Raw genomic sequence first — 16,207 nt, 5'->3', positions numbered from 1 at the left:
AAAAGTTGTTGATAGTAGCCCAAAAATTCTGACAATTCGACAACCCTTTTTGTGGTATTTTTCGCTTTGGTCTTATGGATTGGATGGATGCGGCAAGTTTTTCCGATCGTTCACGAAACTACATCCCAAGTCTGCTAGTCTCGCTTACGGTTCAAAGTCAAAAGATAGTTTCTCGTATTTTCTTGATTTCACCCTCTCTCATAATTTAATCAGTCCCGCGTCGAATCAAAATACGCGTTTACCATTTTCGTGCGATGTTTATACTTCTAGAATACTAACTATGCTCGTCCCTGCGGAGAAGCTGCCCGAATTTAATGAAACAATTTCAGGCAATTTGTCTTACGATTCTATGGCTAAAGCTTTGAATCCTTTTTTGCCAGAGGTTGTTATTAGGACGTCAACATTGAATAATGATTTTTATGTATATGCAAGCTCTGGTCGGTTAAGCTTCTTAAATTTGAAGTCTGATTGGCAAGAGGATTTTCCATTGGAATCAGAGCAGCGGAATGTATCAAGCCTGTCGTCTTCAAATACTTCGCTTGATAAAGTGCAGGATTACTGTTCTGACTATCATCGCTCATTGCTTGCTGAGAAGTCTCATACGGCGTCTTACCTTTTGGATCAGGCTCAAGTAAAGATTGCAAACCTCAGTAATTAGTCATTAGTCATGAGCCAAATCGGGTCGTCTTAATGATCGACTGCAGGCTTTAATCGTGAACTTGGTCGATTTTTCGCGCCTCTAAAAGTTATTTCTCCAGAGGTGATTCCGTTCCCTGGGCTTCGTGGTGGGTTGATCCACCCAGCTGGAATCCGGTATGTACAGCCCGAAGGGCGGCAATGCCGTCGGACTCAGCCACAACGCAACTGGTGCGAATTTCGCTGGTGGCGATCATCTCAATGTTCAGCCCCGCGTTCGCCAGGTAGCGGAACATGCGTCCAGCGGTGCCGGCCGTTGCCGGCATCCCCGCACCCACGGCGCTGACGCGGGCAATGGCGGGACCATCCTCCAGCAGTGCTCCGGGCCATTGGGCCAGCAGGCCTCTCAGGGCGCGATCGGCGGCTGCGCGGTCGTCACGCTTGAGCGTGAAGCTGATGTCGCGGCTGCCATCGGCGTGCTGCCGCTCCGACTGCACGATGCCATCGAGGCTGATGCCTGCGTCCGCCAAGGCATGGCAGAGAGCACCGGCAGTGCCGGGTTTGTTAGGCACGTGTCGCACGCTCACCTGGGCCTGATCCCTGTCCAAGGCCACACCACGCACTTCCGGTTCGCCCTCGCCGCTGGGCAGGGGATTAAGGCTGATCAGAGCGCTGTCGAGTTCGAACGCTTCCTGGGTGGCTTGCAGGGCCTTAGCACCGGCGGATGCCTCGATCACGCAGCTCACCTTCACTTCGCTGGTGGCGATTAAACGCAGATTGATGCCTACCCGTGACAAGGTCTGGAACAGGCCGGCGGCGATGCCGGGCCGACCCATGATCCCCGCGCCGCTGATGCTGAGTTTGCTCATGCCGGCTTCTGCAACGAGATCACCGCCCAGGGTTTGGAGCTGGGCGGTGCAGATGCAGCGGGCCTTTTCCAGTTCGGATTCGGCCACGGTGAAAGTGATGTCGTTGCTGTTGTTCTCGTGGGTGGACTGGATGATCAGGTCCACATTCACCCCGCCTTTGGAGAGGCTTTCGAAGAGTTGGGCGGCCACGCCGGGTTGATCCGGCACATGAGAAAGAGCCAGCACCGCTTGCTCTTCTACCAATTCGGCTCCATCCACCGGCCGCCCCAGTTCCAGTCCCTCGCGGCCAATGGGCCGGGAGCTGCGGCTGGTCAGGGTGGTTCCGGCGTCATCGCTCCAGCTGGAGCGCACCACCATGGTGACGCCATAGTTTCGGGCGATCTCCACGGCGCGGGGATGGAGGACGGCAGCCCCGAGGCTGGCCAGCTCGAGCATTTCATCGCAGCTCACCTCCGGCATGAGCTGAGCATCCACCACCTTGCGCGGGTCGGTGGTGAGGACTCCGGGTACATCGGTGTAGATCTCACATGCGTCGGCGCCGAGGGCTGCCGCCAGGGCTACCGCCGAGGTGTCTGAGCCACCGCGGCCCAGGGTGGTGATCTCGGCGGTGCCGCCACTGCTCAGGCTGGTGCCCTGAAAGCCGGCCACCACCACCACCTGCCCTTCGGCCAGGCGGCTGCGCAGACGGTCGGTGCGTACATCGAGGATGCGGGCCCGGCCATGGGCTGACTCGGTGACGATGCCGACCTGGGAGCCGGTCATCGAGACCGCTGGCACGCCTAGGGCGTGCAGAGCCATTGACAGCAGGGCGATGGACACCTGTTCGCCAGTGGCCAGCAGCATGTCCATCTCCCGCTGGGGCGGGTTGCTGTTGATGGCACGAGCCTTGGCGGTGAGTTCATCGGTGGTATGGCCCATGGCCGACACCACGATCACGAGGTCATTGCCGTCTTCCTTGCAGGCGGCGATGCGCTGGGCAACGGCCTGAATGCGCTCAACGCTGCCAACGGAGGTGCCGCCAAATTTCTGCACCAGCAGAGCCATCCTTGCCGCTTCATACCGGAGGCGATTGTCTCATTGAGTCGTCGACTGCCGGGGACATTAGAAAGACGAAGCGATTTAGAATGAGAAATATTGGAGCTTATTGCCAGAGTTTGCCAAGTATAAGATCCCAGATTTTTGGATTAAAAAATATATTCCCTGCAAGGGGCGTAAATGTTAACTCGCTGAAGCGGATTATCCCATTTTCATTGTATAAATCAACGCGCACGAATCTGAAAGGCTTGCTTAGTTTTTCTGCGATTCGAATTAGCTCGTTTAAATTTTCGGGTCTTTTGATCTGAATTTCTGGGGGCTTTCCGTTAACTCTTGAGATCTGCATATCTTGCCATTGACGATTGTAGAAGGGACTGACTGGATTGCCATCGTCTGCTTGGATGAGTGCCACTGATCCTGTGAAGCACCAAAGACGAAACATGAGTGGAGGCTTATTGCGGTCACTTTTGACAAGTTTTTCAATAAAAGCTTTGGGTTCGATAAAAAAGTATTGTGGTTCAGCTGCGGCAAAGTAGTAGTTTTTTGTAAGTAAATTCTTGATCGCTTGTCGAATCTCGTTCAGGTGATTCTGCCTGATCACTTGATGACCACCACAGCCATGATTAGTTTTGAGAATCCAATTGCCACAGGCGTAATTTTGTAATGGAGCATCGTCTATTTTGCTGCTTGTCCAAATTACTTCGTTGAGGTATTCGAGGCCAATTTGGGAGGCTACATACGTGCGTACATTGATTTTGTCAGTCATTTCGGTCACAATTTGAATGTCTTGCCAATGGGCGGCTATGATGAAGTGATGTATTTTTTCTGTGAATGTTGTGGGCTTTTTGATTGTTAATTTTCTATTGAAAAAACGCTGGTAACGGTTGAGCGTGAATCGTGTGCCTTTTTCTGCTAAGTCGGATGGCATTTTCATTGATTGTTATTGGATAATTGCGAAAATTGCTAGCTTTTTGATTCTTTTGTCAGGCTTGATTGGACTGAAAAGGTTTCTCAACCAAGCAGCCCATCACGGAAGGCATCGCCTGGAATAGCGCCGCGTTTGAGCGCTGCTTCCACATCCAGAAGCCGGCCGAGCAGCTTGAGGCAGCGCTCCGGGCTGCGGCCCTGTAGCTGCTTGCGCATCACGTAGATCCGCTTGGGATTGCCGATGCCGGCGGCCTTGGCGATCACGGCCACATCCCGTTCTCCTTCCTGTTCCAGCAGCAGTACCCAGAGCCAGCCGCGAATCTGCCCAGAGAGGGTGGCGACGATGCGCAGGGCTGGTTCGCCGCTTTCGATCAGAGCATCGAGCAGGGCGATTGCTTCCCCGGGATCGCCGGCGAGAAGGGCATCGCCCACCTGCAGGGCATTGGTGCTCAGCCCGTCGATCAGGCTTTGCACGGCTGCAGCGCTGATGCGATCGCTGCCAGTGCTCTCGGCGTGCAGGGCCAGTTTTTGCAACTCCATTGTGAGCCGGGCGCTGTCGCTGCCGATGGCATCGATGAGGGCATCCACTGCGTTGGGCTCCAGGGTCAGAGAGAGCTCGTCAGCAGTGCGCTCCACCAGCTGCCGCTGACCGGCGCCATCCCAGACAGCCGGCAGTTTGAAGCTGAGTTCCTTGGCTTGCCCTGCCTTCACCCGTTTCTGCAGGGCCCTGGTGGTGCGCAGCCGGCCATCGGGTTTGGTGGGGTTGCAGAGCAGCAACTGGGTGCTGTCGGGGATGGCGTCGATGGACGCTTCAAAGCGATCGGCCAGCTCACTGGGGCAAGCATTGCAAAAGGGTGAGCGCTGTAGCAGCACCACCCGCGCCCCGCCGCCAAACGGCGGCGTTCGTGCCTCTTCCAGAGCCTGTCGGGCCTGCCCGCTCTCGCTGCCATCCAGCCTGCTCAAGTTCACGCTGGCCCAGGCTGGATCCAGCGCGCTGTTGATCACTGACTGAATGGCCCGCTGCAATGCCGCGGAATCATCGCCCCACAGCAGCTGGATCGGCATGGTGACGGGGCGTCAGAGGATGCTGAAGTCTGCCCTGTGTGGGCAGTGCCTGTCTGAGGAGAGCGCCGCCATGGCCGATCACCCGATCTTCACGGAGAGCATTCGGCGCATTCGTGCCCTGCTGGGGGAGACGGATTTGGACACCCTGGAGCAGCAGGTGCTGGAGCGGCTTGTGCACAGCAGCGGTGATCCCGGCCTGATGTCCCTGCTTCAGTTCAGTGATGGCGCCTGCGCTCGCGGTGTGGAGGCGCTTACGGGTAAGGCTGTGATTCTCACGGACACGGCCATGGCCGCGGCGGCGGTGTCACCGATGGCGGCTCGAACCCTGGGCAGCGCAGTGCGTTGCCTGCTCGACTGGGCTCCGCCGCTCGCGCCGCAGGGATCCACTCGATCAGCAGCGGCGATGCAAAGAGCCTGGCCTGAACTCAGCGCAGCGGCTCGCGCATCCGGCTCTGCCCTGCCGTTGGTGCTGGTGGGCAGTGCCCCCACCGCGTTGGAGCAGCTGCTCGATCAGGTGCAGGCAGGGGCCGATACCCCTTCGCTGGTGATCGGCATGCCGGTGGGGTTTGTGGGAGTGCCGGAAAGCAAACGACGCCTGGCCGCCAGTGGTCTGGCCCAGATCCGCTTAGAGGGCACCCGTGGCGGCGCCGGTTTGGTGGCTGCAGCCGTGAATGCATTGCTGCGGGCCGCTCAGGCCGCCAGCTGATCGAGCACCTGCCGAGCGCGTTGCACCACGGGTGCGGGCACGCCGGCGAGGCGCGCGGCTTCGATGCCGTAGCTGCGGCTGGCTCCGCCAGCCTGCACTTGATGCAAGAACACCAGATCGGCGCCGGTTTCCTGCACCATGACCTGGAAGTTGGCCACGTTGGAGCGCTCTGCGGCCAGGTTGTTGAGCTCGTGGTAATGGGTGGCGAACACGGTGCGGGCTTTGAGATCGCCGGCCAGGTGTTCGCTCACGGCCCAGGCGATGGAAAGGCCATCGAAGGTGGCCGTACCCCGGCCGATCTCATCGAGCAGCACCAGGGAGCGTTCGCTGGCGTGGTGCAGGATGTTGGCGGTTTCCGCCATCTCCACCATGAAGGTGGACTGGCCCGCAGCGAGATCATCCACGGCGCCCACCCGGGTGAAGATGCGATCGGTCAGGCCGATGGCGGCTGAGGCGGCAGGCACCCAGCTGCCGATCTGGGCCAGCAGCTGAATGACACCGATCTGGCGTAGATAGCAGCTCTTGCCGCTTGCATTGGGGCCTGTGAGCACGATCAGATCAGTGCCATTGCCCAGGGCGAGGTCGTTGGGGGTGAAGGCGGACTCAACCAGCAGCTGTTCCACCACCGGATGACGACCTGCGCGGATCTCCAATTGGCGATTGTCACTGAGCACTGGGGCGCACCAGCCGCCTGTGGCGGCTGACTCTGCCAGCGAGGTGAGGGCGTCGAGACTGGCTATTGCTCGGGCCGCTTGGCGGATCGGTGCGGCCATCGCCCCCACCTGCTCACGCAGGCCACAGAAGAATTCGTATTCCCGCTGGCAGGCCCGAGCTCGCAGTTGAAAGATGCGTCCTTCCCGCTCTTTCAGTTCTGGGGTGATGAAGCGCTCCTCATTGGCCAGGGTCTGGCGGCGGATCCAATGGTCCGGTACCGATGAAGCCTTGGCTTTGCTGACCGCCAGGAAGTAACCGAAGGTGCGGTGGTACTGCAGGCGCAGGTTGTTGTTGCCGCTGCGCTCACGCTCCAGACGCTCCTGCTCGGCCAGCCAGGCGTTCTGATCGTCGAGTTGGTTGCGCAGGCCATCGAGCAGGGGGTCGACGCCGTCGTGGATCAGGCCGCCTTCGCTGAGTGAGAGGGGAGGGGCGGCGATGAGGGTCTGGCGGATGTCAGCGGCCAGCTCGACCAGAGCTGGTTCAGGCTGATGCAGAGCTGTGAGCTCCTCGGGCCAGTGCGTCAGCTTGCTTTGCAGGCGGGCCGTTAGTTGGGGGAGCCGCTCGAGGCCATCGGCGATGGCCACCAGATCGCGGGCACCGGCATGGCCTGCACCGGCCCGCCCTGCCAGGCGCTCCAGATCGCCCATGGGGCGCAGCAGGCGGCGCAGCACCTGGCGCAGAGAACGCTGATCCACCAGCAGGCTCACCACCGCCTGGCGCTTTTGGATGGCGGTGAGGTCCATCAGTGGCGCCTCCAGCCAGCGGCGCAGGCAGCGGCCGCCCATGGCCGTGAGGGTCTGGTCGATGGCCCAAAGCAACGATCCCTGCAGCTGTCCGTCCCGCTGGGTGGCTGTGAGCTCCAGGTTGCGGCGGGTCTGGGCGTCGAGCACCAGGGTCTCGCCGCTGTGCACGATCCGGGGTACATCCAGAGGTACACGGGCGTTGTCTTCCAGGGGCTGGGTGTCGTTGACGTACTGCAGCAACCCTCCGAAGGCCCGCAGGGCCAGGGGTAGCTCCGGCAGGCCCACGCCATCAAGGCTCGTCAGTTTGTAGTGCGCCTTGAGGGTCTGTTCCGCCTCGGGAGCGCTAAAGGGGGTGCGGGCCATGGGGCTGAGCCGCAGGCGATCGGGGCACCAGGCCGGTCGCGCTGGCTCGGTGTCGTCCTCAGCGGCCCAAAGCAGTTCAGATGCTTCGAGCTGGGCCAGCTGCTGGTGAAGGGCATCGCTGCCGCTGCGCTCCAGCACCAGCACATCGCCGGTGCTCACGTCGGCACTGGCCAGTCCCCAACGGAAGGGCTTTTTACTGGTGGAGGGCTCCACCACCACGGCGGCCAGCCAATTGTTACGGCGGGCGCTGAGCATGCCTTCTTCCAGCACCGTGCCGGGAGTGAGCACGCGGGTGATGCCGCGTTTGAGCAGGGCACCCTTGCTGGGGGTTGTTTCGAGCTGATCGCAAAGGGCCACCGAATAGCCGCGTCGGATCAGGTCGGCGCAGTAGCGCTCAGCGGCGTGATGGGGAATGCCGGCCATGGGCACGCGGCCGATCGCTTTGCCCCCTTCTTTGCCGGTGAGGGTGAGCTCCAGAACCCGTGAGAGCTCAACAGCATCCTCAAAGAAGCACTCGAAGAAGTCACCGAGGCGGTAGAGCAGAACGCGCTCAGGATGCTCAATTTTGAGCTCTACGTAGTGGCGCAGCATCGGCGTGAGCTGGGCCAGATCCACTTGGTTGTGGTGGGCCCAGGCCGGTTCATCGTCGTTGTCGTCTGGATCCGAGCCATCTGCGTCTTGTTCGTTTCCATCGTTGGTGAACGCATCGCGCTCCTGGCGTTGCCGGGGCCGGGCGGCGGCATCGGCGCTGAGGCTGGCATCCGTCAGGTCATCCAGCTCTGTTGCAGCGGACGGCGCCGAACGCCTTTTTGAGGTCTCGGAGGATTCAGGAGCTCCGAACAGACTTCCCTGAAGGGTTTGCGCTTCGGATTGGGCAGCGGAGCGCGGCATTGGACGATTCACCCTGCTCGGGATCGTACCGATGGTCGGTTGGTCCTGTCGCCGCGAGGATCACCACAGGCTGTGAAGGTTGGTGCAGTGATCGTGAACAGGGGTGTCATCGTCGTGGGAGAATCTGGCCGACCGACCAGGCGTCGACCGAAACCCCATGCAGATCCTCAACACACTCACCGTTCTGGCGCTGGTGGTGATGTCGTTTGCCCTGATTGTGGCCGTTCCTGTGCTTTATGCCTCCAATGAGGACAGCGGCCGCTCCAATCGTTTGATCCTTTTGGGTGGCATTGTCTGGGTGGCTTTGGTTCTAGTGAACTGGGGCATGAGCTTCTTCGTGGTCTGAACCTGCTGGCGGTCACGCTCAATGGGAGCATTGAATGAGCCGACTGCCACTCCATGGCCACTTTTGAAGGGCGTTTCACTGATGTGCAGGGACTGCGCATCGCAGTCGTGATTGCTCGATTCAATGACCTTGTCACTGGCAAATTGTTAAGTGGTTGCTTGGACTGTCTCGGTCGGCATGGCGTGAATACGGCTGCTGACAGTGAGCAATTGGATGTTGCCTGGGTGCCGGGGTCGTTCGAGTTGCCCTTGGTGGCGCAGCAACTGGCGCGGAGTGGGCGCTATCAAGTGGTGGTCACCCTGGGTGCTGTGATCCGCGGAGATACTCCACATTTCGATGTCGTGGTGTCGGAGGCCAGCAAAGGGATTGCGGCTGTGGCGCGGGACACCGGTGTGCCGGTGATTTTCGGAGTGCTGACCACCGACACCATGCAACAGGCGCTTGAGCGGGCGGGCATCAAGAGCAATCTGGGCTGGAGTTATGGCTTGCAGGCCCTGGAAATGGGGTCCTTGATGAAGACTCTGCCCACCTCGTTGTCAGTGGATTGACCCAGGGCCCCCTTGTAGTGCATGCTTGCCAGGTCGCAAGGGACACATCCCACGCGACTGACATGCGGATGTAGCTCAGTGGTAGAGCATCTCCTTGCCAAGGAGAGGGTCGAGAGTTCGAATCTCTTCATCCGCTTGCATTGATCATTGTTTTCTGATCAACAGCTTCTGCTGCTGAGCAGCTTCGAATCCCAGTTGTTCATAGAAGCCCGCGCTATTGGTGGTCATCAGATAAATGCGCTCTGCGCCACGAATGGATCGTGTGCTGAGCAGAGCTTCCACCACCCGTCGTCCTAGCCCACGGCCCTGAAGGTCGCCGGCCACCACCACATCCCAGAGCACCGCACGGTGAATGCCGTCACTCGTTGCCCGGCCGAATCCAACGAGACGTTTGCCTCTCCAGAGGCTGACCACCACCGTGCTGCCCGCCAGCATGCGTTTGAGTTGCCGTTGGTTGCGTTGTTGAGCCCAGAAGGCGTGTTTGTCAAACAGACGCTGCAGCTTCAGTAAGCCGCGGGTCGGCTTCAGATCCGGGCCCATTCCGAACCATCGCAGCCCAGGTGCTCCGGACGCATGTTCCACCAGGCGGTAGCGGGTCATTCGGTCATCCTCTGATGCAGTTCGGCCTTCAGCCGCCCCGCCGCTCCAGCAGCGTGAACGGGTTGTAGTGAATGGAGATGCCGAACTCTTCGGCGAACTCCAGCACCCGGCACCAGGCCCGATCCCCTGATTCCGATGGCCGCACGATGCCTGTGAGGATCACCGGTGCATTGCCCGATTGCATGGTCATGGTGAATAGGGGCCAACCCACCGAGGCTTGCACGCTGTCGTCCCGGTAGGTGGGCGCAACATCCAAGGCGCCGATCATGATCTGTCGCTCACTGGCGTTCCAGGCATAGGGGATGCCATAGCGTTCCAGGAGATCGGTTGCCGGGGCCCAGGAGCGGCCTTCGCCGTCAATCGTCACGGTTAGCGCTTCGCTCCGGGCCTGGATCGTGGTTTCCCCTTTGAAACCCAAACGATCGCTGACGGCGTCGCTCACTGAATGTCCATCCATGAGTGCCCGGATCCGGGCTCGAAGCTGTTCACCGCCATCAATGGGGCCGTTTTTGGCTAACTGCAGCAGATCCCAGCGCTCGCCCGTGCCACCCCAGACCACCGGCCCGTAGTTGTCGTGCATCATGCGTCCGTCTTTGTTGGAGGCCGCCTCGGCGTGGGTCATGACCCGCTGGACCGTGATGTCCGCTGCTGTCCAGCCCCAGCTGGCCGCGATCGAGGCGGTTTCAGCGCAGAGGCTCATGAGCTGCGCAGGCGTGGGCGGCAGAGTCCAGGGGTCGGGCTGGCCGCCCATGCAGGCGCAAGAAAGGGCCACGGCATTGCTGTTGCGCGCCCAGGTGTGGGCCGGAAGATCCACGCTTGTGGCATGCAGCCTGTGCACCCGCCCATCACCGCTGATGATCGCGTGATAGTGACCAGGGCGGATCCAGTCGTAGCCGGTGGCAGTCCAGTGCAGGTAAATCGTGGCGGCCATGGGCCTGGGCAAAGGTCTTGGCGTTCAACGCACTCTTAACAACAACTTCAAACGCTTGCCTCAAGCGTTGCCGTGTGGGATCTGATGAGAGAGTCGATCTGAACGTTCACACTGAGACAATGGCAATCCGGAACTGGGTTGCCATGGCCCGCAAGTGCCTCATTCAGCGGGCGGAGGCTGATGTTTCTGAACCAAAAGTCTTGACTGACGATCCTTTCACCCCATGGAGGCTGTGGCCATGTCTGCTGGATGATCAGTGGCTTTTGTTGCGCCGCTGTGCAGGAGGTGATCGCTATGTGGGGATGTGATCCTCGCTCGTTGCTGCTGCGGGCAGTTCTGCTCGATTGGCTTGGACAGCTGCTGATTCTGCTGGTGATCGTGGTAGCCCCTGATGCACTGTCGGCGGCCCCCACGGGCAGCTCGGATCTGGAGGGTCAGAGGGCCTGGCTGGTGTTTAGTTTTTTGCTCTATCCCCTCCTGGGTTGGTTATTTGGTGGGTACACCGTGCTGCGCTGGCGACAGCTGGCGTTGCCAGTGTTGCTGCAGCGGCTGCTGCTGACCAGCGTGGTGACCCTGATGGTGGTGGCGATCGCTCGCTGGCTGATCAACCCTGGAGAGGAGGTGTGGCTGGTGGAGCGGCGGGTGCAGTTCCTTTGGTTGGGTCTGCTGTTCGTTTGGTCGCTCTTGGTGCGCGTGGGCCTGCGACGTGGTGTGCTGATGCCTGACCGGCCTCGTGTGTTGTTGCTGGCTGGCCCGGACGATCAAGAAGCGATGTTGGTGAGCTGGCGACGGGTGCCGCAGCGAGAGCGCCTGGAGCTGGTCAGTGTTGAGCACTTGCAGTTGGTGTTGACTGACGTGGATCGTCCCTTCCTGGTGGCCCTGGCGCCCGGGTTGGAGGGCGATCCCCGCTGGGTTTCCCTTCAGGAAACACTGGAGACCCTCGACCCGCGCCAGGTCAGGGTGGTTTCACCTCTGAGTCTGTTTGAACAGCAGCAGGAACGGTTGCCACCGGCCTTTCTGCCCGAGGGCGGCCTTAGCTACGACGATCTTCCCTGGGCTGCAGCCTTCAGCGTGCAGGCCCAGCTCAAGCGGATGGCCGATTTGGTGGTGGCTGGTGGTCTGCTGTTGCTGAGTATTCCCTTTGTGGGCTTGGCTGCCTTGCTGATCTGGCTGGAAGATCGCGGGCCCGTGCTGTATGTGCAGTGGCGCAGTGGTTGGCTGGGTCGACCCTTCCGCGTGTTCAAGTTGCGCACCATGTCTGTCCAACCGGCTCATGCACCAGCGCTCTGGACTCAGCCCGGTGATCAGCGCATCACCCGGGTGGGGCTGTGGTTGCGCCGTTTGCGCTTCGATGAGTTACCACAGCTGCTGAATGTGCTGAACGGTGAGATGAGCCTGATCGGTCCGCGTCCGGAGCGTCCGGAGCTGGAGCACGAGCTGGAGCGGCACATCCCCCACTATCGCAAACGCCATTGGATGCGACCGGGATTGAGTGGTTGGGCTCAGGTCTGTGCACCCTATGCCAGCAGCATCGAAGACTCCGACCTGAAATTGTCGTACGACCTTTACTACTTAAGGCACTTCAGCACATGGTTGGATCTGGTGATCCTTTTCCGCACAATTAAAACTGTTCTCAAAGCTGGTGGCCGCTGAATTCAGGCTCCGATTACCTTTCTGGCCACCAGATTGATCAGCTCAAGCTGGCGCGGTAGGCATCGCTCAAGGCTGTACTGCTCAACAGCACGCTGATGGGCGTTTTTTCCCAGTCTGGCTGCGCGGTCGCCATCGTGAAGAAGATCAGTGATGCCTGCAGCGATGGCCTTGGGGTCAAAGAAGTTGACGAGAAGACCGTGCACGTTGTCCTCAATCACTTCTGTTACCGGAGCAGTGGAGGATCCGACAATCGCGCATCCTGTGCTCATGGCTTCGAGCAGGCTCCAGCTGAGCACAAATGGATAGGTGAGATATACATGAACGCGACTCAGCTTCAGCAGGTTTAAAAAGTCTTGGTAGGGAAGCTGACCCACAAAAAGAACCTTTTCAGGATCGTAGTGACCTTCGATTTCCTTGAGGAAAACGTCTTTCCACTCGCCCTGGGGGCAGGGGCTCCCGTAGCTCACGCCCTTGGCAATGCCAACAATCACGATGATGGCGTTGGGGTTTCTTTCCTGAATGAGAGGAATAGAACGGATGAAGGAGTGACAACCGCGGTAAGGCTCGACGCGGCGGTTCACAAACGTGATGAGTTGATCCTGATCACTGAGAATGGTCTGCTTTCCTGCCTGGACTTTGATGTTGCTTTTGTCTGGTGCGGGTTGTGCATGGTTGGAAATTCCATCATGAATGGTGGAGAATCGTTGGTGAAACTGGATTGGGAAAGAACTCCGTTGGAAGTTTGTTGGTGTGACATTCCAAGTTGCGTGTTGAAGGTTAAGTAGTGAATTGGCATTTTTCAGATGCGTTTGCGTTTTTTTTGACCAATCGCTTTGCTGCTTTGCAAATTCTGGGTCGAAATCACTATCGAATCCGTATTCATTGTAATAAAATTCTTGATACATCAGGATTGGTGATTGGGGCCAAACGTAGGGGATGCCAAGGAGCTCTCCCCAGCCAGGATGGCCGCAGATAATGTCAGGAACAAAGCCCTGTGACTTCAATTTTTGGCATACTTTTCCGCAGGCTTCAGCGCGGATGCTTTTCGTTTCGATGTCAGTGACCCAAGGATGAATCCCCCTGGTGCTTGAACGTTCAGCCGAGTATTGTATGTGCGCGTAGTTTTGGCTATTTTTGAAGGGGCTTTTCCCCATCCCAATTGAAACTATCGTATGACATTCCTGTCGAAGCAGTTGTTGGCAAATGTGTAGATATTGTGCTGGAAAGTTCTGGTGAATGAAGAGTACGTTCATCGCATTCTTGTTTTGGGATGAAATGACAGGGTCTTATTGGTATCCCTATTTGGAGGGCTTTAGAAGGGGATGTTTGCTCGAGGAAGGACAGCTTCGCTGATGCCTGTGATGTGTTGACCCTAATTCCTGATGAACGTTTTGCCGTTTGCGTCTTGCTGGCACTGGCCAGAGAATCTCTTTGTTTGGAGTCAACGGTAGTATCACTCTATGATTGACACAGTCCACACCACTCAGGCTTGCGACACCGGTGAGAACTCTAATCTGGTTTTGCACTTGGAGAATGTGCGTCTTGATATCCCTGTGGCCACCACGGAAACCCGTAGTTTGAAGGCTTCTCTGATTCGTTCGGTGACAGGTGGGCGCTTGAATCGCAGGCGTGGTGGCGCGGTGATTACGGCCCTTGCAAATGTGAGCTGCACCGTGCGGGAAGGTGAGCGCGTGGCCTTGATCGGTCACAACGGCGCCGGCAAATCAACGTTTCTTCGCCTCGTTTCCGGGATCTACCAGCATTCAGCGGGGGTCTTTCGGGCCCATGTGACTGTGCATCCGATGATCCATAAAAGCTTCATCACCAGTCCTGAACTCAGTGGTCAGCAAGCGATCAAAGCCCACTACCTGCTCACCCACGGCAATCTTCGTGGCTTTGAGGCCTTCTGCAATGACGTGGTGACCTTCTCCGGCCTCGGTGATTTCGTGCATCTCCCTGTGAAGACCTACAGCCAAGGGATGGCGGCACGATTGATGTTTGCGGTGCTCACAGGATCCCGCCACGACTGTCTGGCCATGGATGAGGGCTTTGGTGCTGGAGACAGCAGCTTCTACGAGAAGGCCAAAGTTCGCCTGGAGTCATTCCTGGCCTCTGCTGGCACGTTGTTATTGGCATCTCATTCAGACGCACTGCTGAAGCGGTTTTGCCGACGTGGGCTGGTGTTCAGTGAGGGCAGCATCGTCTTTGACGGGCCCCTCGACCAGGCTCTCAATCACTATCACGCGACCCGGCGTTGATGAGCGTGTCCGACATGTCTGCCTCTATTCGTCCCCGGCGTGAGTCGGTGCGCCGCATCCTGCGTCATGCCTGGGAGAGCCGCAGGGTGTGGTGGTTCACTGCAACGGCACGGACCCGAGCCCGTTTCGCACGAACCACCTTGGGGAGCTTCTGGCTTGGACTGTCCAATTTGTTTTCAATCGCTGTTCTGGCTGCTGTGTATGGCACGGTGTTCAAGGTGCAGAACTTCACTGTTTATGTGGTTTATCTCGGCTTGGGATTAGTGGTGTGGAACACCATCAGTGGGGCGGTGAGTGGTGCTCCTAATCTGTTTGAGCATAATCGTGATCACCTGCACAACATTAACCTGCATCCGATCTTTTACACCTTGGAGGAATGGGCTTTTCAGTTGCAAACGTTTCTTCAATCGTTCTTGATGGTGTTGTTGGCGCTGAGTTTCTTTCAACACAACCTGCTTTTCAATCTGATTCTTTGTGGTTGGTTGCCTTTGCTGAATCTGTTTTTGTTTCTCTATTGGTTTCCGATGCTTACCTGTCTTCTGGGGGCTCGTTTTCGGGATCTCTATCAGCTGGTGCCGATTGTGCTGCAGTTGGTGTTTCTGCTCTCCCCGATTCTCTATGAGAAAAAGAACCTTGGGGCGATGGCCTGGACGGCCAACATCAATCCCCTTTACCGGGTTCTGTCTCCAATTCGCCATAGCTTGATGGTTGGAGAGGTGCAGTGGGGTGTTGGTTTTGTGCTTTTGGCTGCGAATGCACTGGGCATCTGGATCGCGATCCGGCTGCTCAGCAGTGAACGCCGCACTCTTCCCTTCCTGATCTGATGCATCTGATCAACCTGCTCTCCTGGCTGCCCGGGCATTCAGGTTTCGGCAGCTATGTGCAGCGGGTGGTGCCTGGTCTGGACGGAATGCGCCTGCAGCTTGGAGCGGATGGCCAAGGCGCCTTGCTGAGGCCTGAGCAGTGGTTGGCCGATCCTCCGGCTTGGGCGCCAGGACGGCGCATGCGTTTTTTGCAGAGGTACAGCCTGGTGCAGCATGGGCTCGACTTGCCGGCTCTGCTCCACAGAAATGGGATCAAGCTGGATCAGCTGGAGGCGATCTATTCCCCCTTCTTTGATGCCCTGCTCTGCTGGCCTCAAGTGCCGCAACTGATTACCTGCCACGACCTAACACCGCTGGTGGCTTCCAACAGCCGCAAGGCTTGGTTGCGCTACCGCCTCTGGCAGCCGCGCCATTGCAGGGTCGCCACCCGGCTGATCGCGATCAGTCGCTATGTGGCCGATCAGCTGGTGCAGTTCGGTGTGGAGGCAGAGCGTATTGAGGTGATTCCAAACGGCATCACCATTGAACGCCCTCGTGTGCTTTCGCCAGGAAGTGAGGATCTTCTAGCGCTGGCTCGCCACGATGTGAACAAGAATATTCCGGCGCTGTTGCGAGGTGTGGGGCAGTTGCAGACGTTGTGCCCCCAGTGGAAAGGCGTACTGCGGATTGTTGGTAGGAGCGGTCGGCAGTCATCACTCATACAGCGTCTGCATAGGCAGTTGCCTGCTCCAGCGCAAGTGAAGTTGATCGATTCAATGCCCCTGCAAGAGCTCATGGCCTGCATGCGGTCGTCTTTGGCCCTGATTTCTGCCAGCAGTGAGGAAGGATTCGATTATCCCGTTCTTGAGGCGAAGGCTGAGGGCATTCCCACCATCGTCAGCGACATCCCTGTTCATCGAGAGTTTCACGAGACCTCATCCCTCTTGTTTTCCGGTGTTGATGATGGAGTTGGCTTCGCTGAGCAAGTGCGCACCCTGTTGGTTGACTCCAGTCTTTGGAGCCAGTTGTCGCGCGATGGATGGACTTTGGCGGAGCGATTGTCTGTGGATGCTCAGCAGTCGGCCATTGTTAGTCAGCTCGCCAGTTTGGTGAGATGAA

General features: G+C 58.4%; 15 protein-coding genes and 1 tRNA gene. 9 read left to right on the top strand and 7 right to left on the bottom strand.

Annotated features, from left to right (window positions below; genetic code table 11):
* Positions 1–280: 280 nt before the first annotated feature.
* Complete coding sequence (locus tag ACLM45_RS08960) at positions 281–658, top strand: hypothetical protein (RefSeq protein WP_415408853.1); 378 nt, start codon at positions 281–283, stop codon at positions 656–658.
* Positions 659–746: 88 nt separating this feature from the next.
* On the opposite strand, the gene ACLM45_RS08955 is transcribed toward ACLM45_RS08960, so the two are convergent.
* The 3 genes from ACLM45_RS08955 to holA form a co-directional block, all read right to left on the bottom strand.
* Positions 747–2,549 (bottom strand): aspartate kinase, encoded by a 1,803-nt coding sequence (locus ACLM45_RS08955; RefSeq protein ID WP_415408852.1) that lies wholly within the window; start codon positions 2,547–2,549, stop codon positions 747–749.
* 97 nt (positions 2,550–2,646) lie between these two features.
* Positions 2,647–3,474: an ATP-grasp fold amidoligase family protein gene (locus tag ACLM45_RS08950; RefSeq protein ID WP_415408851.1), complete on the bottom strand. Its 828-nt coding sequence runs from the start codon at positions 3,472–3,474 to the stop codon at positions 2,647–2,649.
* Between the two features lie 77 nt (positions 3,475–3,551).
* Positions 3,552–4,532, bottom strand: coding sequence for a DNA polymerase III subunit delta (gene holA / locus ACLM45_RS08945; RefSeq protein WP_415408850.1), 981 nt, complete (start codon positions 4,530–4,532; stop codon positions 3,552–3,554).
* Positions 4,533–4,551: 19 nt separating this feature from the next.
* Here holA and ACLM45_RS08940 point away from each other — a divergent pair, with 19 nt between their 5' ends.
* Positions 4,552–5,238, top strand: coding sequence for a precorrin-8X methylmutase (locus ACLM45_RS08940; protein WP_415408849.1), 687 nt, complete (start codon positions 4,552–4,554; stop codon positions 5,236–5,238).
* Here the strand turns inward: ACLM45_RS08940 and mutS are convergent.
* The gene (mutS, locus tag ACLM45_RS08935) at positions 5,223–7,949 is read right to left on the bottom strand and encodes a DNA mismatch repair protein MutS (RefSeq protein WP_415408848.1); all 2,727 of its coding nucleotides are present in this window, start codon (positions 7,947–7,949) and stop codon (positions 5,223–5,225) included. The two genes, ACLM45_RS08940 and mutS, sit on opposite strands and share 16 nt — an antisense overlap.
* A 157-nt stretch (positions 7,950–8,106) precedes the next feature.
* Between mutS and psbZ the strand changes: the two genes are divergently transcribed.
* From psbZ to ACLM45_RS08920, 3 genes are all read left to right on the top strand, one after another.
* Positions 8,107–8,295 (top strand): photosystem II reaction center protein PsbZ, encoded by a 189-nt coding sequence (psbZ, locus tag ACLM45_RS08930; RefSeq protein ID WP_038004565.1) that lies wholly within the window; start codon positions 8,107–8,109, stop codon positions 8,293–8,295.
* A 53-nt stretch (positions 8,296–8,348) separates the two neighbouring features.
* Positions 8,349–8,843 carry a 6,7-dimethyl-8-ribityllumazine synthase gene (gene ribH, locus ACLM45_RS08925; protein ID WP_006042605.1) on the top strand — a complete coding sequence of 165 codons (495 nt, stop codon included), beginning with the start codon at positions 8,349–8,351 and terminating at the stop codon, positions 8,841–8,843.
* 64 nt (positions 8,844–8,907) lie between these two features.
* A tRNA-Gly gene (locus ACLM45_RS08920) sits at positions 8,908–8,979 on the top strand.
* A gap of 8 nt (positions 8,980–8,987) precedes the next feature.
* Here ACLM45_RS08920 and ACLM45_RS08915 read toward each other — a convergent pair.
* Positions 8,988–9,443, bottom strand: coding sequence for a GNAT family N-acetyltransferase (locus ACLM45_RS08915; protein ID WP_415408847.1), 456 nt, complete (start codon positions 9,441–9,443; stop codon positions 8,988–8,990).
* Positions 9,444–9,471: 28 nt separating this feature from the next.
* Positions 9,472–10,374 carry an N-acetylmuramoyl-L-alanine amidase gene (locus tag ACLM45_RS08910; RefSeq protein ID WP_415408846.1) on the bottom strand — a complete coding sequence of 301 codons (903 nt, stop codon included), beginning with the start codon at positions 10,372–10,374 and terminating at the stop codon, positions 9,472–9,474.
* Between the two features lie 294 nt (positions 10,375–10,668).
* On the opposite strand from ACLM45_RS08910, the gene ACLM45_RS08905 reads away from it, so the two are divergent.
* On the top strand, positions 10,669–12,027 hold the full coding sequence (locus tag ACLM45_RS08905; protein ID WP_415411395.1) for a sugar transferase: 1,359 nt from the start codon (positions 10,669–10,671) through the stop codon (positions 12,025–12,027).
* 2 nt (positions 12,028–12,029) lie between these two features.
* Here the strand turns inward: ACLM45_RS08905 and ACLM45_RS08900 are convergent, their stop codons facing one another.
* The gene (locus ACLM45_RS08900; protein WP_415408845.1) at positions 12,030–13,181 is read right to left on the bottom strand and encodes a glycosyltransferase; all 1,152 of its coding nucleotides are present in this window, start codon (positions 13,179–13,181) and stop codon (positions 12,030–12,032) included.
* Positions 13,182–13,487: 306 nt separating this feature from the next.
* Here ACLM45_RS08900 and ACLM45_RS08895 point away from each other — a divergent pair, with 306 nt between their 5' ends.
* Genes ACLM45_RS08895 through ACLM45_RS08885 form a run of 3 tightly spaced genes read left to right on the top strand, consistent with a single transcriptional unit; the run spans position 13,488 to position 16,206 of the window.
* Positions 13,488–14,285, top strand: coding sequence for an ABC transporter ATP-binding protein (locus tag ACLM45_RS08895; protein ID WP_415408844.1), 798 nt, complete (start codon positions 13,488–13,490; stop codon positions 14,283–14,285).
* Entirely contained in the window at positions 14,285–15,109 is an 825-nt protein-coding gene (locus ACLM45_RS08890; protein WP_071933696.1) for an ABC transporter permease, read from the top strand. The genes ACLM45_RS08895 and ACLM45_RS08890 overlap by 1 nt, the downstream gene beginning before the upstream one ends.
* Positions 15,109–16,206 carry a glycosyltransferase gene (locus ACLM45_RS08885; protein ID WP_415408843.1) on the top strand — a complete coding sequence of 366 codons (1,098 nt, stop codon included), beginning with the start codon at positions 15,109–15,111 and terminating at the stop codon, positions 16,204–16,206. The genes ACLM45_RS08890 and ACLM45_RS08885 overlap by 1 nt, the downstream gene beginning before the upstream one ends.
* The last annotated feature ends 1 nt before the right edge of the window (position 16,207 follow it).

This window comes from Synechococcus sp. A10-1-5-9, assembly GCF_047716785.1.
In the GTDB taxonomy this organism is placed as follows: Bacteria; Cyanobacteriota; Cyanobacteriia; order PCC-6307; family Cyanobiaceae; genus Synechococcus_C.
Note: the sequence above shows the minus strand (reverse complement) of the source record. Positions and strands in the feature narration are given on the sequence as shown.